This is a genomic window from Cryptosporangium sp. NPDC051539, assembly GCF_044454545.1.
GTDB lineage: Bacteria > Actinomycetota > Actinomycetes > Mycobacteriales > Cryptosporangiaceae > Cryptosporangium.
Map to the genome: position 1 here is coordinate 818,747 of NZ_JBITDV010000002.1, position 21,037 is coordinate 839,783.

General features: G+C 71.7%; 22 protein-coding genes. 11 read left to right on the forward strand and 11 right to left on the reverse strand.

Annotation, left to right across the window (positions count from 1 at the left end; translation table 11 throughout):
* The first annotated feature begins 172 nt into the window (after positions 1-172).
* Positions 173-511 (forward strand): hypothetical protein, encoded by a 339-nt coding sequence (locus ACIBZJ_RS09795; RefSeq protein ID WP_395927777.1) that lies wholly within the window; start codon positions 173-175, stop codon positions 509-511.
* A 95-nt stretch (positions 512-606) separates the two neighbouring features.
* Here the strand turns inward: ACIBZJ_RS09795 and ACIBZJ_RS09800 are convergent, their stop codons facing one another.
* The gene (locus ACIBZJ_RS09800; protein ID WP_395927527.1) at positions 607-1,434 is read right to left on the reverse strand and encodes a mycofactocin-coupled SDR family oxidoreductase; all 828 of its coding nucleotides are present in this window, start codon (positions 1,432-1,434) and stop codon (positions 607-609) included.
* Positions 1,435-1,445: 11 nt separating this feature from the next.
* Positions 1,446-2,042 (reverse strand): TetR/AcrR family transcriptional regulator, encoded by a 597-nt coding sequence (locus ACIBZJ_RS09805; protein ID WP_395927529.1) that lies wholly within the window; start codon positions 2,040-2,042, stop codon positions 1,446-1,448.
* Between the two features lie 181 nt (positions 2,043-2,223).
* Between ACIBZJ_RS09805 and ACIBZJ_RS09810 the strand changes: the two genes are divergently transcribed.
* Positions 2,224-3,810: an LLM class flavin-dependent oxidoreductase gene (locus tag ACIBZJ_RS09810; protein WP_395927531.1), complete on the forward strand. Its 1,587-nt coding sequence runs from the start codon at positions 2,224-2,226 to the stop codon at positions 3,808-3,810.
* 18 nt (positions 3,811-3,828) lie between these two features.
* On the opposite strand, the gene ACIBZJ_RS09815 is transcribed toward ACIBZJ_RS09810, so the two are convergent.
* The 6 genes from ACIBZJ_RS09815 to ACIBZJ_RS09840 are packed head-to-tail and all read right to left on the reverse strand — an operon-like array spanning position 3,829 to position 8,374.
* A complete protein-coding gene (locus ACIBZJ_RS09815; RefSeq protein ID WP_395927533.1) occupies positions 3,829-4,164 on the reverse strand; it encodes an STAS domain-containing protein in 336 nt (111 codons plus the stop codon).
* 30 nt (positions 4,165-4,194) lie between these two features.
* Positions 4,195-5,316: a P1 family peptidase gene (locus ACIBZJ_RS09820; RefSeq protein ID WP_395927535.1), complete on the reverse strand. Its 1,122-nt coding sequence runs from the start codon at positions 5,314-5,316 to the stop codon at positions 4,195-4,197.
* Between the two features lie 8 nt (positions 5,317-5,324).
* Positions 5,325-6,338: an NAD(P)/FAD-dependent oxidoreductase gene (locus ACIBZJ_RS09825; RefSeq protein ID WP_395927537.1), complete on the reverse strand. Its 1,014-nt coding sequence runs from the start codon at positions 6,336-6,338 to the stop codon at positions 5,325-5,327.
* Positions 6,335-6,841: an isoprenylcysteine carboxyl methyltransferase family protein gene (locus ACIBZJ_RS09830; RefSeq protein ID WP_395927539.1), complete on the reverse strand. Its 507-nt coding sequence runs from the start codon at positions 6,839-6,841 to the stop codon at positions 6,335-6,337. Before ACIBZJ_RS09830 ends, ACIBZJ_RS09825 begins: the two co-directional genes overlap by 4 nt.
* Complete coding sequence (locus ACIBZJ_RS09835) at positions 6,835-7,896, reverse strand: type III polyketide synthase (protein ID WP_395927541.1); 1,062 nt, start codon at positions 7,894-7,896, stop codon at positions 6,835-6,837. The genes ACIBZJ_RS09830 and ACIBZJ_RS09835 overlap by 7 nt, the downstream gene beginning before the upstream one ends.
* Positions 7,897-7,954: 58 nt before the next feature.
* Complete coding sequence (locus tag ACIBZJ_RS09840) at positions 7,955-8,374, reverse strand: organic hydroperoxide resistance protein (RefSeq protein ID WP_395927543.1); 420 nt, start codon at positions 8,372-8,374, stop codon at positions 7,955-7,957.
* A gap of 93 nt (positions 8,375-8,467) precedes the next feature.
* Here ACIBZJ_RS09840 and ACIBZJ_RS09845 point away from each other — a divergent pair, with 93 nt between their 5' ends.
* A complete protein-coding gene (locus tag ACIBZJ_RS09845) occupies positions 8,468-9,061 on the forward strand; it encodes a TetR/AcrR family transcriptional regulator (RefSeq protein ID WP_395927779.1) in 594 nt (197 codons plus the stop codon).
* 45 nt (positions 9,062-9,106) lie between these two features.
* Here the strand turns inward: ACIBZJ_RS09845 and ACIBZJ_RS09850 are convergent, their stop codons facing one another.
* Positions 9,107-9,781: a hypothetical protein gene (locus ACIBZJ_RS09850; protein WP_395927545.1), complete on the reverse strand. Its 675-nt coding sequence runs from the start codon at positions 9,779-9,781 to the stop codon at positions 9,107-9,109.
* A gap of 254 nt (positions 9,782-10,035) precedes the next feature.
* On the opposite strand from ACIBZJ_RS09850, the gene thrS reads away from it, so the two are divergent.
* Positions 10,036-12,072 carry a threonine--tRNA ligase gene (gene thrS / locus ACIBZJ_RS09855; RefSeq protein ID WP_395927547.1) on the forward strand — a complete coding sequence of 679 codons (2,037 nt, stop codon included), beginning with the start codon at positions 10,036-10,038 and terminating at the stop codon, positions 12,070-12,072.
* Between the two features lie 50 nt (positions 12,073-12,122).
* On the opposite strand, the gene ACIBZJ_RS09860 is transcribed toward thrS, so the two are convergent.
* Both ACIBZJ_RS09860 and ACIBZJ_RS09865 read right to left on the reverse strand, forming a co-directional pair.
* A complete protein-coding gene (locus tag ACIBZJ_RS09860) occupies positions 12,123-12,689 on the reverse strand; it encodes an HIT family protein (RefSeq protein WP_395927549.1) in 567 nt (188 codons plus the stop codon).
* A 10-nt stretch (positions 12,690-12,699) separates the two neighbouring features.
* Positions 12,700-14,928, reverse strand: coding sequence for an elongation factor G-like protein EF-G2 (locus tag ACIBZJ_RS09865; protein ID WP_395927551.1), 2,229 nt, complete (start codon positions 14,926-14,928; stop codon positions 12,700-12,702).
* A 263-nt stretch (positions 14,929-15,191) separates the two neighbouring features.
* Here ACIBZJ_RS09865 and pgsA point away from each other — a divergent pair, with 263 nt between their 5' ends.
* From pgsA to ACIBZJ_RS09900, 7 genes are all read left to right on the forward strand, one after another.
* Positions 15,192-15,950, forward strand: a complete 759-nt coding sequence (pgsA, locus tag ACIBZJ_RS09870; RefSeq protein WP_395927553.1) for a phosphatidylinositol phosphate synthase — start codon at positions 15,192-15,194, stop codon at positions 15,948-15,950.
* The gene (locus tag ACIBZJ_RS09875) at positions 15,947-16,876 is read left to right on the forward strand and encodes a phosphatidylinositol mannoside acyltransferase (RefSeq protein WP_395927555.1); all 930 of its coding nucleotides are present in this window, start codon (positions 15,947-15,949) and stop codon (positions 16,874-16,876) included. The genes pgsA and ACIBZJ_RS09875 overlap by 4 nt, the downstream gene beginning before the upstream one ends.
* Positions 16,877-16,895: 19 nt before the next feature.
* A complete protein-coding gene (locus ACIBZJ_RS09880) occupies positions 16,896-18,089 on the forward strand; it encodes a glycosyltransferase family 4 protein (protein WP_395927557.1) in 1,194 nt (397 codons plus the stop codon).
* Between the two features lie 71 nt (positions 18,090-18,160).
* Positions 18,161-18,664: a hypothetical protein gene (locus tag ACIBZJ_RS09885; RefSeq protein WP_395927559.1), complete on the forward strand. Its 504-nt coding sequence runs from the start codon at positions 18,161-18,163 to the stop codon at positions 18,662-18,664.
* 83 nt (positions 18,665-18,747) lie between these two features.
* On the forward strand, positions 18,748-19,650 hold the full coding sequence (gene pdxS / locus ACIBZJ_RS09890) for a pyridoxal 5'-phosphate synthase lyase subunit PdxS (protein WP_395927561.1): 903 nt from the start codon (positions 18,748-18,750) through the stop codon (positions 19,648-19,650).
* Positions 19,644-20,285, forward strand: a complete 642-nt coding sequence (pdxT, locus tag ACIBZJ_RS09895) for a pyridoxal 5'-phosphate synthase glutaminase subunit PdxT (protein ID WP_395927781.1) — start codon at positions 19,644-19,646, stop codon at positions 20,283-20,285. The genes pdxS and pdxT overlap by 7 nt, the downstream gene beginning before the upstream one ends.
* On the forward strand, positions 20,282-21,031 hold the full coding sequence (locus ACIBZJ_RS09900; RefSeq protein WP_395927563.1) for a YebC/PmpR family DNA-binding transcriptional regulator: 750 nt from the start codon (positions 20,282-20,284) through the stop codon (positions 21,029-21,031). Before pdxT ends, ACIBZJ_RS09900 begins: the two co-directional genes overlap by 4 nt.
* Positions 21,032-21,037: the final 6 nt, after the last annotated feature.

The following is a 21,037-nucleotide window of genomic DNA, read 5'->3' on the forward strand; positions in this document are numbered from 1 at the left end:
CGCGTCGGAGGCGGAGGGCGGCGAGCGCAACCGGGCCGGCGTAAGGAAGAAGGTGAAGTCCACTTGCGAATAGTCGCAACTGCTAATCTGCGGTCATCTTCAGTCTGTGGGGGCGCGACCCGACAGCGAGGAGAAGAACGTGGCCAGTCCGGACGTCGCCCTGAAGGACGCGATGCAGATCGAGGGATCGATCGGTGTCGCACTCGTCGACTACAGCAGCGGGATGGCGCTCGCCACGCTGGGCGGCACCAAGGAATTCGACCTGAACGTCGCCGCGGCGGGCAACACCGACGTCGTGCGCGCGAAGATGCGGGCGATGGAGATGCTCAACCTCGGTGATCACATCGAGGACGTTCTCATCACGCTGCGGCACCAGTACCACCTGATCCGGCCGTTGCAGGGCCGCAGCAGCAAGGGGCTGTTCCTCTACCTGGCGCTCGACCGTCAGCGCGCGAACCTGGCGATGGCCAGGCACCAACTCTCGCGCGTCGAGAGCCAGTTGGAGATGTGAGCCGGCCGCGGCCCGGGGCCCGGGCCGCGGCCGTTGAGCAGCGCGCAGGTCCCTGATCGGGCCGGCGTCCACACCCCCTCGAGACCGGCGGCCCGTCAGAGCTGCCCTCCGGCGTCGACGACCATCGTGGTGCCGGTGACGTAGCGCCCGGCGTCGCTGACCAGGTAGAGGATCGCGTTGCTGATGTCGGCCGGGTCGAGCGCGACGACCGGGAGCTTGTTCAGCTGCTTCGCCGCCTCGGCGAAGTCTTCCTCGGTCGGGTTCTCCAGGTCCGGGCGGAAGAGCCGGTAGGTCGGGTCGTTGAGGATCATGCCGGTGGCCACGGTCGTGGGGTGCACGGTGTTGACCCGGATGCTCTCCGGCGCCAGCTCCTTCGCCATCACCTTCATGAGCATGACCAGACCGGCCTTGGCCGCGGAGTAGTGCGCGGTGTTGGCGTTGGCCCAGATCGCGGCGAGCGAGCTGGTGATCACGACCGAACCGCCCCGTCCACCGGCCTGGAGGTGCGGTACGGACGCCTTCAGGGTCTTCCACTGACCGGTCAGGTTGATCTCGATCATCTCGTCCCAGACCGACTCGTCCATGTCGAGGGTCGGGGCCGGGGTCGAGATGCCGGCGTTGGCCAGCACGATGTCGAGGCGGCCGAGCTCGGCCACGCCGGCGTCGACGGCTGCCTTCAGCGCGGCGTAGTCGCGGATGTCCACCTGCGACGCGATGATGCGCCGATCGAGGGCCTCGACCTGGGTGACGGTCTCGGCCAGGTCTTCCGGCGTGGCCATCGGGTAGGGGACGGTCTCGGCCTGCTTGCACAGGTCGACGGCGATGATGTCGGCGCCTTCGCGGGCCAGGGTCAGCGCATGGCTGCGTCCCTGACCGCGGGCGGCACCGGTGATGAAGGCGACTTTGCCCTCGAGCTGTCCCATGAGGGGTCCTCTCAGGTGTTGATCCAGGCCGGGAGGCACTGCACGAGTGCGCCGACCAGGTCGTCCAGCGAGTGCTGGGGCTCTGGGGTGGCCAGCCAGGTTCCGAGAACGCCGAGGACGCCGCCGGCCAGGAAGTGGGCGGTGACGACCGGGTCGGCGTCGGCCGGCCGGTTGGGGTGGCGGGACAGCGCCCGGACGGCGCGATCCACGTAGGCGGCGGCGATCGCCTGCTTGACCCCGGGTGCGGCCCCGGGACCCAGCAGGTTGACGTACGAGGCGCGGCGCTCGTGCACGAACCGGACGACGTCGGTCAGCGCCCGGCGGCTGGCCTCGGCCGGGCTGACCGACCGATCGGCTCGCAGCACGATGTCGGAGTTCGCCACCACGTCGAAGAGTTCGCCCAGAGCGTGCACGGCGAGGTCTTCCGGGGACTCGAAGTGCGTGTAGAAGCTCGTCCGGTTGACTCCGGCCGCCCGGGTGAGCGAGGCCACGGTCATCGTCGCCGGGTCCTGCGTCCGCACCGCCTCGCGGAACGCGGCCACGAGCCTCTCCCGGGTGCGCACCGCGCGCGGGTCGGTGTTGTCGACCATGGACCGTTTCCCGCTCACGCTTCGGACGTTAGCTCTAACAGACACCTGTCGTCTAGATGCTTCCGAGCTGCGGTGACGTTTTTGGCACTCGGTGGCGGAAAGTCGGGCGGCGGTCTCGCCGCGATCGGCGCCGCTCGCCCCGGGGGTGATTCGCTAACTGCTGTGGCACAGATCTTCTGCTCCGCATATCATTTGCGCCATGACCGACTACGGGCACGAGTTGCTCTTCGGAACGTTCCTCACGCCGACGGCGGAGGCGCCGGAGCGCGTGGTGGCACTGGCCCAGCTCACCGAGCAGGTCGGGCTCGACCTGGCCACGTTCCAGGACCACCCGTATCAGGCCCGGTTCCTCGACACCTGGACGCTGCTCTCGGTCGTCGCGGCGCGCACGAGCACGTTGCGGGTCGTGCCGAACGTGCTCAACCTGCCGCTCCGGCCGCCGGCCGTGCTGGCCAAGAGCGTGGCGTCGCTGGACCTGCTGACCGGAGGGCGGATCGAGCTCGGGCTCGGCTCCGGCGCGTTCCCGGACGGCGTCGCGGCGCTGGGCGGGCGCACGCTCACGCCGGGGCAGGGCGTCGACGCGCTCGCGGAGGCGATCGGAGTGATCCGGGCGCTCTGGGCGCCGGGCGGGCCGGTGCGGCTCGACGGCGAGTACTACCCGGTCCGGGGCGCGCACGCCGGTCCGGCGCCCGCGCACGACGTGGGGATCTGGCTCGGTGCCTACAAGAAGCGGATGCTCGCGCTGACCGGGCGCGCGGCCGACGGCTGGCTGCCCAGCGCCCCGTACGCGGGGCCGGACGCGCTGCCCGCGATGAACGCGGTGATCGACGCGGCGGCGGAGGAGGCCGGGCGCGATCCCGCGGCGATCCGCCGCCTGTACAACATCAGCCCCGACTTCGAGGCCGAGCAACTGGCCGAGCTGACGCTCGAGCTGGGGTTCAGCGGCTTCGTCACGATGGGCGACGACCCGGACGTCGTGCGCCGCTTCGCCGCGGAGATCGCTCCCGGCGTCCGCGAACTGGTCGACGCCGAACGAGCCCGCCGCGCCGCCACCCCGCCGCCCGCCGGCCACCCCACAAGCCCCACCGCCGCCGCCGCGCCCGCCGTCGCCGCGCCCGCCGTCGCGGCGCCCACCGGCACCGCGGCGCCCGCCGTCGCGGTCCGCGTGCCGGCGGCGCTGGGGGTCACGCCCACTCCGGACGACGGTGTGCGGCGCTCCGGCGTCCAGCTGTGGGACGAAACGAAGCGGCCCACCGGGCCGGCGCCCGACCCGCGCCTCACCTACTCCCGGGCGCAGCGCGCCGCCGGCCAGCACTTGATCGACGTGCACGACCACCTGCGCCAGGAGCTCGCGACCGTCCGCGACCTGGTCGAGCAGGTCGCCGCGGGCCTCACCGACGCCGGCGCCGCGCGGTCGGCGATCAACGAGATGACGATGCGGCAGAACAACTGGACGCTCGGCACGTACTGCGAGTCGTACTGCCGGGTCGTCACCACCCACCACACGCTCGAAGACATCGCGCTGTTCCCGCGCCTCAAGCGGGCCGACGCCGCGTTGGTGCCGGTCGTCGATCGGCTGGCCGACGAGCACCTGGTGATCCACGAGGTGCTCGAACGCGTCGACCGGGCCCTGGTCGGCCTGGTCACCGACGAGCCGGGCTCCGCACCGGGGCGAATCGACGACGTCCGGGACGCGGTGGACCTGCTGACCGACACGCTGCTCTCGCACCTCTCGTACGAAGAACGCGAACTCGTCGAGCCGCTGGCGCGGCACGGCGTGATGTGACCCCGCGGACCTCCGTACCTACTCCGCGAGCAGGTGGGTGAGGCCGCTGATCGTGAGCACCCGGCGCACGAACTGCGACGGGCGGGTGAGTGCGAGCTCGGTGCCGTGACGGCCGGCCGCGCGGTGGGCCGCCTCGAGACACTTCACCCCGGCCGCGCCGCAGTAGTCGACCCGGATGAGGTCGATTATCACCAGGTCGACCTGCGAACGGCGCGCGCTCTCCATCAGCTGCTCCAGCAGGCGCGGCGCGACGGTCTCGTCGATGTCCCCGGTGAGGACGAACAGCGCGCAACGCTCGTCGTCCTCGACGACGCGCTCGACCTCGAGGGCACCCCGGCTCGAAAGTGCGTCCACCACAATTCCCCTAAGTCCGGGTGAAGCGGACTAAAGGCTAGCACCGTGTGCGAGACGGGCGGCGGCCCGTACGGCGTCGTGTGGAAGGGCCGGAACGTGGTACCCGTGACGGCCGGTCATGTCGTCGTTGGCGACCAGAACGTTGAGAACGGCCTCTTCCACGGCCTGGACGACCGCCTCGTGAAACCGGTCGATCCGGCCCCACGGCACGAACCGCAGGGTTTCGTATCCAGGCTGGTCGGCGGTGGGAAACGTGCTGGTCAGCGCACCGGCATTGGACGTCGAGAAGGCGAGGAACAGGTCGCCGGAGAAGTGGCTGCCGCTGGTGCCGGACCGGCCGACACCGAGCGTCGCCCGGCGGGCCAGCGCGGTGCACTGGTGGGGGAGCAGCGGGGCGTCGGTGGCGAGGACGACGATGATCGAGCCGGCACCCGGAGGAGCCGGACGCGGGCCCGCGACCAGGTCGGGCCTCTGGTCGGCGAGCAGCTCGCCGATCCGGACGCCCGCGACCGTCAGCTCGCGCCGCCCGCCGTAGTTGGCCTGCACGAACGCGGCGACCGTGTACCGGTCGGGGCCGTACTCGACGAGCCGGCTCGCGGTGCCCGAACCGCCCTTGAAGCCGTGACAGATCATGCCGGTGCCGCCGCCGACGCTGCCCTCGTCGACCGGGCCGATCCGAGCCGCGTCGAGTGCCGCGACCGCGTGCTCGGGGCGGACGTGGCCGCCGTTGATGTCGTTGAGGTCTCCGTCGTAGGTCTCGGCGACGACCGGGAGCAGCCACTGGTCGGCGACCCGCGGGTGGTTGGTGCTGATCCAGTCGAGGACGCCCTGGTGGACCGCACCGACCGCGTGGGTGTTCGTGATCGCGATCGGGCCGGTGAGTGCGCCGCTCTCGCTGATCCAGGCGGTGCCGGTCATCTCGCCGTTGCCGTTGAACGAGAACCACCCGGCCACGCAGGGGACGCCGGTGCCGTCGCGTCCGCGCGGGTGGATCGCGGTGACGCCGGTCCGGACGTCGTCGCCCTGGACGAGCGTCGTGTAGCCGACCTCGATCCCGGCCACGTCGGTGAGTGCGTTCCAGCGTCCGGGGGTGCCGGCCAGCGGGACGTCGAGAGCCCGCGCGCGGAGCCGGCCGGAGGGGGTGCGATCCATGCCCCCGATCATCGCGCGAGCTCGTTGACGACGGCGCGGAAGACCCGGGGGAGACGCGCGGCGGCCGGCACGATCGCCCGGGCGATCAGCGGCTGGTTCCTGGCCGCCAGGAGGCCGCCGGTCAGGAGGCGGTAGCGGCGGGACGCCCGTCGCCAGCGGCGCTCGTAGGCGTCCGGGGTGTCGCGGGCGACGCAGTCGACGAGCTCGGCCGCGGACGCCCAGGCCACCGCCAGCCCCTCGCCGGTGAGCGCGTCGATGTACCCGGCCGCGTCGCCGACGAGCAGGACCCGCCCGGCGACCCGGGCCGCGACCCGCTGGTGCAGCGGCCCGGCGCCCCGCACCGAGCCCACCGGCGCCGCCAGCCGCGCCGCCAGTGCCGGAAAACGCGTCAGCTGGTCGTCGTACGGGCCCTTGTCGGCGGTGAGGATCGCGACGCCGACCAGGTCGTCGGCGACCGGTGTGACGTAGGCTTCGGCGCCGCGCGTCCAGTGCACCTCGACGAGGTCGGTCCAGGGCGCGACCCGGTAGTGCCGCCGGAGGCCGTGCCGGGCCGGGCCCCGGGCCGGGCGCTGCAGGCCGAGCCGACGCCGGATCGGCGAGTGCAGGCCGTCGGCGGCGGCCAGGTACCGCGCCCGGATCCCGCCCGCGGTCACGGACTCCGCGTCCTGGGTGACCTCGCCCGCCGTCCCGGCGACCACCTCGATGCCGGCGACGGCCACCGCGTCGGACAGCGCGTCGTGCAGTGCGGTACGGCGTACGCCCCGCCCCGGACCGGTGCGGAACAACGCGTCGACGTGGTGCGTCGCGTCCGCGTAGTGGATTCCGCGGAAGGGCAGGCCGGGAACCTCGACGCCGAGCCCGGCCAGCAGCCCGGCCGCACCCGGCATCAGACCCTCGCCGCAGGCCTTGTCGATCGGCCCCGCCCGGGGCTCCAGCACCGTGACGCCGAGGCCGCGCCGCGCGGCGAGCAGGGCGGTGACCAGCCCGGCCGGGCCGCCACCGACGACGAGCAGGTCTTTCACGCCGCGGCGATCCGCAGGGCCGCGTTCTCGGCCCGGATTCTCACCGTGAGCAGGGCGGCGTTCAGCACCGTGAAGGTCAGCGCGGTGATCCAGGCGGTGTGCACGAGCGGGAGGGCGAAGCCCTCGACGACGACCGCGACGTAGTTCGGGTGCGCGAACCAGCGGTACGGACCGCCGCTGACCAGCGGCAACCCCGGTACCACGATGATCCGCGTGTTCCACTGCGGGCCCAGCGTGCGGATGCACCACCACCGCAGCCCCTGCGCGGCCACCGCCAGCACGAGCATCGGCCAGCCGAGCCAGGGGAGGAACGGCCGGTGCCACGCCTCGGCGAGACACCCCGCCAGCAGCGCGGTGTGCAGCACCACCATCACCGGGTAATGGCCCCGGCCGAACTCGCGCCCACCGCGCGCGAAGCTCCAGCGCGCGTTCCGCAACGCCACGACCAGCTCGGCGACCCGCTCGAGGCCGACCGCCAGGACGAGGATCGTGTAGCTCACCACTGCAGCAACACCAACTCGGACGAGAACCCGGGACCCATCGCCAACAGCATGCCGGGTGTGCCGCGCTGGGGGGTGCGATCGCGCAGGGTGTCTTCGAGGATGTGCAGAACCGACGCGGACGAGACGTTGCCGATCCGGCGGAGCGAGTTCCAGCTGGCCCCGAGCGCACCCTCCGGCAGCTCCAAACCGGACTCGATCGCCTCCAGCACTTTCGGGCCGCCGGGGTGCGAGACCCAGGTCGTGATGTCTCTCCGGGACAGTCCGTGCTCGGCCAGGAATGTGTCGACGTTGCGTCTGAGGTGGCGTTCGGCCAGCTCGGGGACCTCGGTGCCGAGCACGACCTTGAGCCCGCTGGCGCCCACGTCGAAGCCCATCGTGCGGAGGGTGCCGGGATACAGCGCGCTCCGGGTGGCTTTCACCGTCGGGCCCCTGCCGGAGCCGTCGGCCCGGCCGGCGCCGGTCGCGACCACCGCGGCGGCGCCGTCGCCGAACAGGCCGCTCGCGACGAGGTTGGTGGCCGAGCGGTCGTCGTACTGGACGGTCAGCGAGCAGAGCTCGATCACGACCAGCACCGCGACCTGGTCGGGCCAGGCCCGGACGTAGTCGTGCAGCCGGGAGATGCCGACCGCTCCGGCGGCGCAGCCCAGGCCCACGATCGGGGTCCGTTTGACGTCTTCGCGCAGGCCGAGGCGCCCGGCGATGTGCGCGTCCAGCGACGGGATCGCCAGGCCGGTGGTGGTGACCGCGATGATCGCGTCGACGTCGTCGGCGGCCAGCCCGGCGTCGGTGAGCGCGGCGTCGATCGCCCGGCAGCCCAGGTCGACGGCGCCGGTGAGGAACGCGTCGTTGGCGGCGTCGAACGTCTTCAGCGTGCGGTACTCGTCGATCGGGAGCACCAGGTGTCGAGTCTGGACGCCCGCGCCGGCGTGCACGCGCTCGAGGAACCGCCGCTGGGTGTCGTCCAGGCGGCAGACTTCGGCGAACAGATCGGTGAGCTCGGCTTGCGGGTATCGGTGGTCGGGAAGGACGCCGTGAACCGCGGCCAGCTGCGTCATTCTTCGACGGTAGGCCGTGTTCCGCCCTCGCGCCCGTCGGGGCGCGAGGGCGTGTGACCTACTCGACCACCAGCTCCACCGGGATGTTGCCGCGGGTGGCGTTGGAGTACGGGCACACCTGGTGAGCGGCCTCGACGAGTTCGCGGCCGGCGTCGTTCTGCAGCGCCTCGGGCAGCTCGACGCGGAGCGTCACCGAGAGGCCGAAGCCCCCGTTGTCGGTCGGGTTGAGGCCGACCTCGGCGGTGACCGAGTGGTCGGTGACGTCGAGCTTCTTCTGCCCGGCGATCAGCCCGAGCGCGCTGGAGAAGCAGGCGGCGTAGCCGGCGGCGAACAGCTGCTCGGGGTTGCTGCCCGCGCCGCTGCCACCCAGCTCCTTCGGGAACGCGAGTTGGACGTCGAGCTGCCCGTCGTTGGTGCGCGTCCGCCCGTTGCGGCCGTTGCCGTCGGCGGTGGCGATCGCGGTGTAGAGGGCTGACATGTGCGTGTCCCTTCGCTCGGGTTGCTAGACAGAACTGTCTGTCTCGTGCTGAGAGTAGACAGGTCTGTCTGGTAATTTCAAGGGGTGCCGACCATGCCGCCGCTGGAGATTCCCGGGCTCGCGCTGCTTCCCGAGCGCCCGGCGGGTGCTCGCGGGCGCATCCTGGACACCGCGACCGCGCTCTTCTACACGGTCGGCATCCGCAGCGTCGGCATCGATCGGATCATCGCCGAGGCGGGGGTCGCGAAGGCGACGTTCTACCACCATTTCCCGACGAAGGACGCGCTGGTCTGCGCGTACCTGAGCGACCTGCACGATCTGCAGGCGGCGGCGCTGGCGTCGGTCTCGGCCGACGCCGAGCCGATCGACCTGGTGCTGCGGATCTTCGACGCGATCGGTGAGTTCGCGTGCGGCCCGGGGTTCCGCGGGTGTGCGTTCGTGAACGCGGCGGTGGAGTATCCGGATCCGACGAGCCCGGTTCGGGCCGTGGTGGCCAACCATCGGCGCTGGTATGCGGCCGCGATGCGCGATCAGCTCGCCGCGGCGGGACACGAGTCGCCCGAGCTGACCGCGCGGATGCTGGTGACGCTGCGGGACGGGATCGTCGTCGGGGCCCAGCTCGACGACCCGGCCGAGGTGCGGGCCACGTTGCGCGCGGCGGTGGTGGCCCTGATCGGCCGCGGTTGAGGGTGCCCGTCCCCGGCCGGGCACGGGCACCCTTCCGGCGGATCGTCAGCTGCCGGCCGGGACCGTCGGCTGGGCCGAGATGACCGACGGGTCGGTGCTGGTGTCGGTGGTCGTGGTGGTCGTCGTCGTGGTGGTCTCGGTGACCGTCGTCGACTGGACCGGGTCCGGGGTGCCGTCGATCGCGCTGGACGTGTCGACCGTGCCGTCACCGTCGGTGTCCGAGTACACGGTGTCGAACTCGCCGTCGTCGTTCGTGTCCACGACGACCGCGTCGACCTCGCCGTCGTAGTCGCTGTCGACCTCGACGGCGTCGAAGTCGCCGTCGTTGTCGGTGTCGGCCACGGTCGCGTCGATCACGCCGTCGCCGTTCGTGTCGACCGCGGCGTAGTCGAAGTCGCCGTCGCCGTCGCGGTCGTAGAGCGCGGTATCGGCGACGTGGTCGCCGTCGGTGTCGACGACCGCGTAGTCCACGTTGCCGTCACCGTCGGTGTCGGTCGCGACGACGTCGACGTAACCGTCGCCGTCGGTGTCCGCGGCCACCGTGTCGGAGACGCCGTCGTGGTCGGTGTCGAGGATCGCGTAGGCGGTGCCGTCGGCGTCCTGGTGCAGGTATCCGTCGACGGTGCCGTCGTTGTCGTAGTCCAGCGGCACGTCGTTTTCGGCGATCGTGCTGGTGGGGGCGTCAGCGCCGGAGTCGATCGTGTCGCCGGAGTCGCTCATCGTGGTTCCTGTTCCGTGAGAGGTGTTCGTTCACTTGGCGAGGACACTACGGACGGCGATGCGCCCGGGGATCCCAGTTTCGTGCCACCCGGGCCCGGACGGACGGCCACCCGACAGTTCGCGCCACCGCGAGGCCCGCGTCAACCGGTTCGGGGCCGGAAGGGCTTCCGGACTAGCATCGTGACCAGGCCGCGTTTCCACGTTCAGGCCGCCGGCGGCCAGCCGGCACCCGCACTCACCGGAGGAGATCCACCGTGTCCGCAACCCCTTCCGCGCCCGTGACCGCCGCCGTCGTGGTGCCGGCCGGGACGACGGCCGCGGACGCGCTGAGTGCGGCGGGGGTACCCCTCGAGGGCGGCCAGGCGGCCGTCGTCGTCCGCGACGCCGAGGGCGTGCTGCGCGACCTGGAGTGGGCTCCGGAGGCCGATGCCCAGGTCGAGCCGGTGTTCATGAGCGAACCCGACGGCCTGAACGTGCTCCGCCACTCCACCGCCCACGTCCTCGCCCAGGCCGTGCAGGACGTCTTCCCCGGCACCCTGCTGGGCATCGGCCCGCCGATCGAGAACGGCTTCTACTACGACTTCCTGCCCGAGAAGCCGTTCACCCCGGACGACCTGAAGCGCATCGAGAAGCGCATGCAGGAGATCGTCAAGGCGAACCAGCGCTTCCACCGGCGCCCGATCAGCGACGACGAGGCCCGCCACGAGCTGGCGCACGAGCGCTTCAAGCTGGAACTGATCGACCTCAAGGGCAACAACGACGCCGAGGGCGCGGACGTCGAGGTCGGCGAAGGCGCGCTGACCATGTACGACAACCTCGACCGCAAGACCGGCGATCGGGTCTGGACCGACCTGTGCCGCGGCCCGCACGTGCCCACCACCCGCAACATCCCGGCGTTCAGCCTGCAGCGCTCGGCCGCCGCCTACTGGCGGGGGAGCGAGAAGAACCCCCAGCTCCAGCGCATCTACGGCACCGCCTGGCCGTCCCGCGACGCGCTCAAGGAGTACCAGCACCGCCTCGAGGAGGCCGCCAAGCGCGACCACCGCAAGCTCGGCGCCGAGCTCGACCTGTTCAGCTTCCCGGACGAACTCGGCTCGGGCCTGCCGGTGTTCCACCCCAAGGGCGGCATCATCCGCCGCGAGATGGAGAACTACTCCCGGCAGCGCCACGAGGAGGCGGGGTACTCGTTCGTCAACACCCCGCACATCACCAAGGGTCATCTCTACCAGGTCAGCGGCCACCTCGACTGGTACGCCGACGGCATGTTCCCTCCCATGGAGCTCGAGGGCGCGAGCTACTACCTCAAGCCGATGAACTGCCCGATGCACGACCTGATCTACCGGTCGCGCGGGCGGTCCTACCGTGAGCTGCCGCTGCGGATGTTCGAGTTCGGCACCGTGTACCGGTACGAGAAGTCCGGCGTCATCCACGGGCTGACCCGCGTCCGCGGCCTGACCATGGACGACGCGCACATCTTCTGCGCCCAGGACCAGATCGAGGGTGAGCTGACCTCGCTGCTCCAGTTCGTGCTGGACCTGCTCAAGGACTACGGGCTCGAGGACTTCTACCTGGAGCTCTCGACCAAGAACCCGGAGAAGTACATCGGGGACGACGACGTCTGGGAGGTCGCGACCGAGACCCTCCGCCGGGTCGCCACCGAGTCCGGCCTCGACCTGGTGCCCGACCCGGGCGGCGCGGCGTTCTACGGCCCGAAGATCTCGGTGCAGGCCCGGGACGCGATCGGCCGCACCTGGCAGATGTCGACGATCCAGCTCGACTTCATGCTGCCCGAGCGGTTCGAGCTCGAGTACCAGGCCGCCGACGGCTCGCGCCAGCGTCCGGTGATGATCCACCGCGCGCTGTTCGGCTCGATCGAGCGGTTCTTCGGGGTGCTGACCGAGCACTACGCCGGGGCGTTCCCGGCCTGGCTCGCGCCGGTGCAGGCGGTGGGGATCCCGATCGGTGACAACCACGTCGAGTACCTGGACGAGTTCGCGGCCCGGCTCAAGCAGCAGGGCATCCGCGTCGAGGTCGACTCCGCGTCCGACCGGATGCAGAAGAAGATCCGGAACGCCCAGAAGCAGAAGGTGCCGTTCATGGTGATCGCGGGTGACGACGACGTCGCCGCCGGCACGGTGTCGTTCCGCTACCGCGACGGCTCCCAGCGCAACGGCGTCCCGCTGGAGGCCGCGATCACGCACATCGTGGAGGTCGTCCGCTCCCGCACGAACGAAGGCCCGTCCGCGCCTCCGGAGACCACCGTCGCCGACGGCATCCTCTCCGAGGCCTGAGGGCGGCCCGGCCACCCTGGCCGGGCTCCGGGTCAGCGCGAAGGAACCGGCTACGGGCGGGCGGTTTCGGCTACGTCAGCCCATGCGGCGGCGAGCAGCGCGCGGGTCTCGCCCAGCAGTTCGGGCAGCACCTTGGTCTGGCCCACCACCGGCATGAAGTTCGTGTCGCCGCCCCACCTCGGCACCACGTGCTGGTGCAGGTGGGCGGCGATGCCCGCGCCGGCCACCGACCCCTGGTTCATCCCGACGTTGAACCCGTGCGCACCCGAAGCCTTCCGCACCGCGCGCATCGCGTCCTGCGTGAACGCGCCCAGTTCGGCCACTTCGGTGGCGTCCAGATCGGGGTAGTCGGCGACGTGCCGGTAGGGCACGACCATCAGGTGCCCGGAGTTGTAGGGGTACAGGTTCAGCAGCGCGTACACCGCGGAGCCCCGGGCGAGGATCAGGCCCTGCTCGTCGGGCAGCGACGGCATCACGCAGAACGGGCACCCGTCGGCGTCGTCACCGGCGGGCTTGTTCTCACCCTTGATGTACGCCATCCGGTGCGGCGTCCACAGCCGCTGGAAGGCGTCGGGGTCGCCTGCTCCCCGCTGGGATTCGATCTGCGGACCCGTCATGCCTGCGATCCTAGGACTGCGCGGACAGCGCCTTCGTGACCAGGCTCGGCGGCATCGGCTCATAGCGGGCGAATGTCCGGGTGAACGTCGCCGTCCCCGACGTCAGCGAGCGGACCTCGGGGGAGTAGCGCACCAGCTCGGCCGCGGGCACCTCGGCGTGGATGATCGTCCGCTCGTGCTCGTCGGGCTCGGTGCCCAGCACGCGGCCGCGGCGCCCGGACAGGTCGCTCATCACGGCGCCGACGTGGGTGTCGGGCACCGTGATGTCGACCTCGTCGACCGGCTCCAGCAGGCTGACCGCCCCGGCCGACGCGGCCTCGCGCAGCGCCAGCGCACCGGCCAGCTGGAACGCCGCGTCGGAGGAGTCGACGCTGTGGGCCTTGCCGTCGACGAGCGTCACCCGGATGTCGACGACCGGGAAGCCGGACGCGAGCCCCCGCTCCATCTGCTGCCGGACGCCCTTCTGCACCGACGGGATGTACTGGTGCGGCACCGCGCCACCGACCACCCGGTCGACGAACTCGAACCCGCCGCCGGTCGCCAGCGGCTCGATCTCGAGGTCGCAGATCGCGTACTGCCCGTGGCCGCCGGACTGCTTCACGTGCCGCCCGTGGCCCTTGGCCGGGCCGGCGAACGTCTCCCGCAGCGACACCCGCACCGGCTCGGTGCCCAGCTCGACGCCGCCCGCCCGCAACCGGTCGAGGACGACGTCCGCGTGCGCTTCGCCCATCGTCCAGAGCACCAGCTGGCCGGTCTCGGGGTTGCGTTCCATCCGCAGCGTGGCGTCACCGGCCACCAGGCGGGACAGGTTCTTGGCCAGGGCGTCCTCGTCGGAGCGGGTCTTCGCCACGACCGCGACCGGCAGCAGCGGTTCCGGCAGCTCCCACGGCGCGACCAGCAGCGGCCGGTCCTTCGACGAGATCGTGTCGCCGGTCTCCGCGCTGCCGACCTTGGTGAGCGCGCAGAGATCACCGGCGACCGCGTACGGCACCTCCCGCAGCGACGTCCCCAGCGGCGAGTACAGGTGCGCGGCCCGCTCGTCGGCGTCGTGGTCGGCCTCGGCCACCGGGCGGACGCCGTGGCCGGAGACGTGCACGGTGTCTTCCGCGCGCAGCGTCCCGGAGAAGAGCCGGACCAGCGAGACGCGTCCGACGTACGGGTCGACGGTCGTCTTCACGACCTCGGCGACCAGCGGACCGGCCGGGTCGGCGGTGAGCGGGTCGATCGGGTCACCGTCGATCGTGGTCACGGCCGGGGCCGGACGCTCGTCCGGCGGCGGGCAGGCGCGGACGATGCCGTCGAGCAGCTCGGCCAGGCCGACGCCGGTGCTCGGGTCGGCCGGCAGCACCGGGTAGAACGAGCCGCGGGACACCGCGGTCTCCAGGTCGGAGATCAGCACCAGCGGGTCGATGTCTTCGCCGGCCAGGTACCGGTCCATCAGGGTCTCGTCTTCGCTCTCGGCGATGATTCCCTCGATCAGCGTGTTGCGGGCCTCCTCGATCAGCTCCAGGTGCTCGGGGTCGGCCGCGCGGATCACCGGCTCGGTGCCGCCGCCGCTGTAGTCGTAGATCGACTGGGTGATCAGCCCGATCAGCCCGACCGTGCGGGTCCGCTCGGTCGCGCCGTCGATGCCGCCGAGGAAGTCCGCGAGGGACTGTTTGCCCTCGGCCGGGGGCGCGTTCTCGTCGACCTCGTGCACCGGCAGGTAGAGTGGCAGCACACCCTCCCCGAAGACCCGCTGGCAGATCGCCACCGCCTCGTCGAAGTCCGCGCGCGGATGGTCGAGTCGCGTGACGACCACCGCGCGGGGCATGCCCACCCGGGCGCACTCCTCCCAGAGCGCGATCGTGCTGGCGTCCACCCCGTCGACGGCGGAGATCACGAACAGCGCCGCGTCGGCGGCGCGCAGCCCGGCCCGGAGCTCACCGACGAAGTCGGCGTAGCCGGGGGTGTCGAGCAGGTTGATCTTCACGCCGCGGTAGAGCACCGGTGCGAGCTGCAGCGTCACCGACCGCTGCTGCCGGACCGCGGCCGGGTCGCTGTCGCACACCGTCGTGCCGTCGACGACCGACCCGGCCCGCGCGATCGTGCCGGTGGCGACCAGCAGCGCCTCGACCAGCGTCGTTTTCCCCGCGCCGGAGTGCCCGACCAGCACCACGTTGCGGAGCTGCCGCGGATCGTCCACGACCGGGCCGGTGGTATGAGCCCGGTCGGGGCTGTTCGTCACTTTTTGCGCCATCGGGTGCCTCCTCGCGCTCGCTGGGACGCCCCGAGGGCGGCCAGAGCGCGCGTCCGGCCGCGCCGCCGGAGAAAGGTCGATGTGACCGATCCCACACCGCAGCCCCCGTTCGGGGCAAGCCCGGCGGGGGCGCCGGATCGATTCTGTCGGGCCGGGCCCGCGCGCGCCGGGTAAGGTCACCCTTCCTTCGGCGGGGCCGAGGGGCGCGACCTGGTAGCGGATATCGTGAGCGGGCCCCCGTTTCCCTTCGAGAACGGATCCGCATGTCCAACGTCCTGTCGCGCTCCCGGATCCAGCGGGTGACCGGCCCGGTCGGTGCCGCACTGGTGCGCACCGGTCTGACCCCGGACGCGATGACGCTCATCGGGACGACCGGCGTCGTGCTGTCGTCGATCTTCCTGGTCGTTCCGGGGCACGTGCTCGCCGGTGGCCTCGCGATCACGTTCTTCGCGCTGACCGACATGCTCGACGGTGCGATGGCCCGCGCCCGCGGCTGGTCCAGCCGATGGGGCGCGTTCCTCGACTCGACCTGCGACCGCCTGGCCGACGCGTCGATCTTCGCCGGAGCCGCGTACTGGCTGTTCCGCGAGGGACGCGACTCGGCCGGCATCGCCGCGCTGCTCTGCCTGATCACCGGCGTCCTGGTCTCGTACGCGAAGGCCAGGGCCGAGGGCCTGGGCCTCACCGCCAACGTCGGCATCGCCGAGCGCACCGAGCGGCTGGTGCTGGTCGGGGTCGGTGGCGTGCTCGAGGTGCTCGGGGTACCGGGCGGTATCGAGTGGATCCTGTGGCTGCTCACCGCGCTCGCGGCGTTCACGGTTGGGCAGCGCGTGAAAGCGGTCTGGGACCAGACCAAGGACGACAGGGTGCGCCCGGCCCGCCCGCTCGACACCGGCCCGCTGCCACCGCCGGGGTCGGAGACCCGGGCCGACCAAACCCCGGCCGCGCAAACTCCGGCCGCGCAAACTCCGGCAGCGGAGACCCCGGCAGCGGAGACCCCGGCGACCGGAGAGCACGCGTGAACGAGCGCATCACCGGCGCTGCCTACGCGGCCGGGTGGAAGCTGGTGCGCGTGCTGCCGGGGAAACCGGTACTCGCGCTGTTCCGGACCGGTGCCGGGTGGTTCGCCGGGCGTGGTGGCGCGGGCCCGCGGCGGCTGTCCGCGAACCTGCGCCGAGTCGTCCCGGACGCCTCCGAGGCCGAGCTCGCCGACCTCACGAAACGCGGTCTGCAATCGTACGCCCGGTACTGGCACGAGGCGTTCCGGCTGCCGGACTGGTCGCACGAGGAGATCCAGCGCCGGTTCGTGCTGGAGAACGCCTCGCTGCTGGACGACGCGGTCGCGCGGGGCCACGGCGCGCTCGTCGCTCTCCCGCACGCGGCGAACTGGGACCTGGCCGGCGCCTGGGCCACGATCCACGGCATCCCGGTCACGACCGTCGCCGAGCGGCTCAAGCCCGAGGACCTCTACCAGCGGTTCCTGTCCTTCCGGCGGGCTCTCGGCATGGAGATCCTGCCGCTCACCGGCGGTGGCCGGCCCCCGTTGGACGTGCTCACCGAACGGGTCCGCGAGGGCCGCGTGGTCGTGCTGCTGGCCGACCGCGACCTGTCCGCCCGGGGCGTCGAGGTCGACTTCTTCGGCGAACGCACCAAGATGCCGGCCGGTCCCGCGGTGCTGGCGCTGCGCACGGGTGCACCGCTGTTCGGCCTCGCGCTCTGGAACGACGGCCCGATCACCCGGGCCCGGCTGATCCCCGTCCCGGTCGAGGCGGATCCGACCGACGAACACCATCGGGACCCCGAGCGGGTCGCCGCCGTGACCCAGCTGGTCGCCGACGCGCTCGCCTCCGGGATCGCCGAGCATCCCGTCGACTGGCACATGCTCCAACCACTCTGGCTGGCCGACCTCCCACCCCGGCGCCGCCGGACCGCGGCTGTCGCTGACTGACCGCACGGAAGCGGACCCCATGAGAGTCGGAATCGTCTGCCCCTACTCCTTCGACGTGCCGGGCGGCGTGCAGGCACACGTCCGGGACCTGGCCGAGGCGCTGATCGGCCTCGGCCACGAGGTGTCGGTGCTGGCACCGGCGCTCGAGCCCGAGAACGGCCCGGCGCTGCCCGACTTCGTGGTGCCGGCCGGGCGTGCGGTGCCGGTGCCGTTCAACGGGTCGGTCGCGCGGCTGGCGTTCGGCCCGCTCGCGCTGACCCGGGTCCGGCGCTGGCTGCGCGACGGGCGGTTCGACGTCCTGCACGTCCACGAGCCGATCGCGCCCTCGCTCTCGCTGCTGGCCTGCGTCGTCGCGACCGGCCCCATCGTCGCCACGTTCCACACCGCGACCCAGCGGTCGCGCACCCTGGCCGCGGTGCACAGCGCACTGCAACCGGTGCTGGAGAAGATCACCGCCCGGATCGCGGTCTCGGCGCTGGCCCGCCGGGTCCAGGTCGAACACCTCGACGGGGGAGCGGTCGAGATCCCGAACGGCGTCGCGGTCGGCAAGTTCGCCGGTGCGGTGCCGCTGCCGGGCTGGCCCGGTGAGGGCGGAGCGCTGGGCTTCCTCGGCCGGTTCGGCGAGCCGCGCAAGGGCTTCGCGGTCCTCGCCGACGCGTTCGCGCTGCTGGCCCCCCAACGGCCGGGGCTCCGGCTGCTGGTGGCCGGCCCCGGCGACGCCGACGACGCCCTGGACGCCGTCCCTCGTGCCCTGCGGCCCCGGGTGACGCTGCTCGGCACGGTCTCTGAGACCGACAAGGCCCGCATGCTGCGCAGCGTCGACGTGTACGTGGCGCCCAACACCGGCGGCGAGTCGTTCGGAATCATCCTCACCGAGGCGATGGCGGCCGGTGCCACGATCGCCGCCAGCGACCTGGACGCGTTCCGCCGGGTCCTCGACGACGGCCGCGCGGGCGCGCTGTTCCCCACCGGGCAGCCCGCCGCGCTGGCCGAGTGCCTGAACCGCCTGCTCGACGACCCGGCGCAGCGCCGGGCCCTGGCCGCCACCGGCCAGGCGACCGTCGCCGCGTTCGACTGGCCGGTCGTCGCCGCCCGGGTGGTCGACGTGTACCAGAGCGCGATCGCGGCGTACCCGAGCGAGCCGACGGTGACCGACGCGGACGAGGTCTCCACCCACCGGCTGCCGCAGTACCTCCGCGAACGCTTGCGGTGATTACCTACTGTTCGCTGTCGTGACCATCACTGTGTAACAACTCTGATGCACAGCTGGGCTACAGTCGCCACGTGGACTGGCCCGTTGTCGTCGCGCTGGCGCTCGTGCTCGTGCTCGTCTACGTCTGGTGGCTGTCCCGGCGCATCACCCGGCTGACCGCCCGCACCGCCGCCGCCCTCGGTGCGCTCGACGAGCAGCTCGTCCGGCGCGCGAACGCCGCCGCCGAACTTCCCGCCGCCCACGAGGTCGCGGCCGTCGCGATCGGCAGCGGCCGCCCCGATTCCGACGCCCGCCAGGGCGCCGAGAACGACCTCGTCCGCGAGCTGCGCCACCTGGGCGCCGACGCACTGGCCGCGCCGGCCCTGCCGGCCGAGAACCGCCGTCTGGTCGTCGCCAGGCAGGTCTACAACGACGCCGTGCGAGACACCCGGTCGCTGCGCACCGCCCGGATCCCGCGGGCGTTCCGGCTCGGCACCGGTGCGCTGCCCCTGTACTTCGACGTCGACGAGGTCGATCTCGACCAGGTGGCCCACCAGCAGCAGACCGCCGAAGCCGCGACCCAGCCGGACCAATGAGGGCTCAGTTGGCCCGCTGACCTGTCAAAGGGCAGCGGTAGAGTGGGTTCTGATCCCCCACTCTTATCGAAAGGCGTCGCACCGTGTCCGCCGTCGACAGCTCGAACTCCACTGGTACCGCCCGGGTCAAGCGCGGCATGGCCGAAATGCTCAAGGGCGGCGTGATCATGGACGTCGTCACCCCCGAGCAGGCGAAGATCGCCGAAGACGCCGGTGCGGTGGCGGTGATGGCGCTCGAGCGCGTTCCGGCCGACATCCGGGCGCAGGGCGGCCTGGCCCGGATGAGTGACCCCGACATGATCGAGGGCATCGTCAACACGGTGTCGATCCCGGTGATGGCGAAGGCCCGCATCGGGCACTTCGTCGAGGCCCAGGTGCTGCAGGCGCTCGGCGTCGACTACGTGGACGAGTCCGAGGTGCTGACGCCGGCCGACGAGGAGCACCACATCGACAAGTGGGCGTTCACCGTGCCGTTCGTCTGCGGCGCCACCAACCTGGGCGAAGCACTGCGGCGGATCGCCGAGGGCGCGGCGATGATCCGCTCCAAGGGCGAGGCCGGCACCGGCAACGTCGTCGAGGCCACCCGGCACATGCGGTCGATCCGGTCGGGGATCAAGCGGCTGACGACGCTCGACGAGACCGAGCTGTTCGTCGCGGCGAAGAACCTGCAGGCGCCGTACGAGCTGGTCAAGGAAGTCGCGCAGCTGGGCAAGCTGCCGGTCGTGCTGTTCACCGCAGGCGGCATCGCGACCCCGGCCGACGCCGCGATGATGATGCAGCTCGGCGCCGAAGGGGTGTTCGTCGGCTCCGGCATCTTCAAGTCCGGCGACCCGGCCAAGCGCGCCGAGGCGATCGTCAAGGCCACCACGTTCCACGACGACCCCGACGTGATCGCCAAGGTCTCCCGCGGGCTGGGCGAGGCGATGGTCGGGCTGAACGTCGACACGCTGCCGGTCGACCAGAAGTACGCGAACCGCGGCTGGTGATCGGGGTCCTCGCCCTGCAGGGCGACGTTCGTGAGCACCTGCACGCCCTGAACGCGGCCGGCGCGTCCGCGATACCCGTACGCAGGCCCGCCGAGCTGGCCGCGGTCGAGGGACTGGTCGTGCCCGGCGGCGAGTCGACCACGATGAGCCGGCTCGCCGGGGTGTTCGGCCTGCTCGAGCCGGTGCGGGCGCGCATCGCCGGTGGTCTGCCGGTGTACGGCTCGTGCGCCGGGATGATCATGCTGGCCCGCACCGTGCTCGACGGCCGGGACGACCAGCAGAGCTTCGGCGGGATCGACATGGTCGTGCGGCGCAACGCGTTCGGGCGGCAGGTCGATTCGTTCGAAACCGACCTGGCGTTCACCGGAGTGGACGGCGATCCGATGCACGCGGTCTTCATCCGCGCGCCGTGGGTCGAGCAGGTCGGTCCCGGCGTCGAGGTGCTTGCCCGGGTCGACGGCGGTGTTGCGGACGGTAGGGTGGTCGCGGTCCGGCAGGGCAACCTGCTGGCGACTTCCTTCCACCCGGAGTTGACGGGTGACCTCCGCGTGCACGAATTGTTCGTTCGAATGGTTCGGGAGGCGGCGGCGGGGCCGACCAAGGACGTGCAAGAAAAAGAGGAGGCAGTACGGTGAGCGGCCACTCCAAATGGGCTACCACGAAGCACAAAAAGGCCGTCATCGACGCCAAGCGCGGCAAGATGTTCGCCAAGCTGATCAAGAACGTCGAGGTGGCGGCCCGCACCGGCGGCGGCGACCCGGCCGGTAACCCGACGCTGTACGACGCCATCCAGAAGGCCAAGAAGAGCTCGGTCCCCAACGACAACATCGACCGCGCGGTCAAGCGGGGTTCCGGTGCCGAGGGCGGCGGGGCCGATTACCAGAACATCACGTACGAGGGCTACGGGCCCAACGGCGTCGCGGTGCTGATCGAGTGTCTCACCGACAACCGCAACCGGGCGGCGTCCGAGGTGCGGATCGCGATGACCCGCAACGGCGGCGCGATGGCCGACCCGGGCAGCGTCGCGTACCTGTTCCACCGCAAGGGCGTCGTCATCGTCCCGAAGGCCGAGCTGACCGAGGACGACGTGCTGGTCGCGGTGCTCGAGGCCGGCGCCGAGGAGGTCAACGACCTCGGCGAGGAGTTCGAGGTCGTGAGCGAACCGACCGATCTGGTCGCGGTGCGTACCGCGCTGCAGGACGCCGGCATCGACTACGACTCGGCCGAGTCGAGCTTCGTGCCGAGCATGCAGATCCCGCTCGACGTCGAGGGCGCGCGCAAGGTGTTCAAGCTGATCGACGCGCTCGAAGACAGCGACGACGTGCAGAACGTCTACGCGAACTTCGACGTCTCCGACGAGGTCATGGCCGAAGTCGACTGACGCCTG

Bases quoted from the DNA above. Each gene is read 5' to 3' on its own strand.
- ACIBZJ_RS09795 (WP_395927777.1), top strand. From the start codon at position 173: ATGCAGATCGAGGGATCGATCGGTGTCGCACTCGTCGACTACAGCAGC.
- ACIBZJ_RS09800 (WP_395927527.1), bottom strand. From the start codon at position 1,434: ATGGGACAGCTCGAGGGCAAAGTCGCCTTCATCACCGGTGCCGCCCGC.
- ACIBZJ_RS09810 (WP_395927531.1), top strand. From the start codon at position 2,224: ATGACCGACTACGGGCACGAGTTGCTCTTCGGAACGTTCCTCACGCCG.
- ACIBZJ_RS09820 (WP_395927535.1), bottom strand. From the start codon at position 5,316: ATGGATCGCACCCCCTCCGGCCGGCTCCGCGCGCGGGCTCTCGACGTC.
- ACIBZJ_RS09835 (WP_395927541.1), bottom strand. From the start codon at position 7,896: ATGACGCAGCTGGCCGCGGTTCACGGCGTCCTTCCCGACCACCGATAC.
- ACIBZJ_RS09840 (WP_395927543.1), bottom strand. From the start codon at position 8,374: ATGTCAGCCCTCTACACCGCGATCGCCACCGCCGACGGCAACGGCCGC.
- ACIBZJ_RS09845 (WP_395927779.1), top strand. From the start codon at position 8,468: ATGCCGCCGCTGGAGATTCCCGGGCTCGCGCTGCTTCCCGAGCGCCCG.
- ACIBZJ_RS09850 (WP_395927545.1), bottom strand. From the start codon at position 9,781: ATGAGCGACTCCGGCGACACGATCGACTCCGGCGCTGACGCCCCCACC.
- ACIBZJ_RS09860 (WP_395927549.1), bottom strand. From the start codon at position 12,689: ATGACGGGTCCGCAGATCGAATCCCAGCGGGGAGCAGGCGACCCCGAC.
- ACIBZJ_RS09865 (WP_395927551.1), bottom strand. From the start codon at position 14,928: ATGGCGCAAAAAGTGACGAACAGCCCCGACCGGGCTCATACCACCGGC.
- pgsA (WP_395927553.1), top strand. From the start codon at position 15,192: ATGTCCAACGTCCTGTCGCGCTCCCGGATCCAGCGGGTGACCGGCCCG.
- ACIBZJ_RS09880 (WP_395927557.1), top strand. From the start codon at position 16,896: ATGAGAGTCGGAATCGTCTGCCCCTACTCCTTCGACGTGCCGGGCGGC.